This window comes from Pelomonas sp. CA6, assembly GCF_022549225.1.
GTDB lineage: Bacteria > Pseudomonadota > Gammaproteobacteria > Burkholderiales > Burkholderiaceae_C > Roseateles.
This window is the reverse complement of sequence record NZ_JAKZFD010000035.1, coordinates 1-1,120: the sequence shown is the minus strand read 5'-3', so window position 1 is coordinate 1,120 and position 1,120 is coordinate 1. Positions and strand designations below refer to the sequence as shown.

Sequence of the window (1,120 nt, the reverse complement as noted above, 5' to 3'; positions counted from 1 at the left end):
ACGCTCGCAGTGCCAGTCCACCAGGCTGGCCAGCTGGCGGTGCTCCACCATCACGCCCTTGGGCTCGCCGGTGGAGCCCGAGGTGTAGATCACATACGCCAGGTGCTCCCCCTTCAGCGCCACCTCGGGCGGCGGCGCCGGCTGCGCCTGCAAGGGCTCCGCCATCGCCTCGTCCAGGTCCAGCACCGTGGCCTGGCGCAGGGCCTGGCAGTCCGGCAGGCCGGCCCGCGACGCGGCGCTCGCCAGCACCACCGGCGGCGCGCAGTCGTCCAGCAGGAACGCGAGCCGCGGCTGCGGATGGGCCGGATCCAGCGGCACATAGGCGCCGCCGGCCTTGAGCACCGCCAGCCAGCCCAGCACCAGCGCGATGCCGCGTTCGGCCACCACGGCCACGCGGCTCTCGGGCTTGACGCCCAACTCCACCAGCCGGCGCGCGAGCCGGTTCGCCCGCGCGTCCAGCTCGGCATAGCTGAGGCCTTGATCGCCCGCCTGCAGCGCCAGCGCCCGCGGCGTCAGCCGGACCTGGCGCTCGAAGCGATGGTGCACGCAGGACGAATCCCGCTGGGGCTGCAGGCCACCCTGCCCGCGCCGCAGCTGCGCACGCCGTTCGTCGTCGTCCATCAGCGGGATTGCCTCGATCGGCAGGCCCTTCTCGTCGCGCAGCATGCCGCGCAGCAAGGCCTGCAGGTACTGCGCATGGCGCTGCACGGTGGCGCGGTCGAACAGCGCGCTGGCATAGCCGATACGGCCCCGTACGCGCCCCTCGCCTTCCTCCAGGTCCAGCACCAGGTCCAGCTTGGCGCCCCGTGACACGGACGCCAGCGGCTCCACGGTCAGCCCGCCCAGCGCGGGGCGCTGCGCGGGCGTGTTCTGCCACGCGAACATCAGCTGAAAGACGGGGCTGTGCGACAGGCTGCGCTGTGGCCGGACGGCCTCCACCACCTGTTCGAAGGGCAGGTCCTGGTGCGCCTGCGCCTGCAGCACGCAGTCGCGCACCTGCGCCAGCAGCGCGCCGACGTCCGGCCCGCCGCTGAAGTCCAGCCGCAGCGCCAGCGTGTTGACGAAGAAGCCCACCAGCGCTTCCAGCTCCACGCGCGGCCGGTTCGCCACCGGCGTGCCA

1 protein-coding gene is annotated in these 1,120 nt (G+C 73.5%); it reads right to left on the bottom strand.

What is annotated here, in order from left to right; translation table 11 throughout:
* Nucleotides 1-1,120 (bottom strand): AMP-binding protein (locus LZ017_RS21745; protein WP_241399025.1); only part of this gene is annotated, 1,120 nt, incomplete at both ends.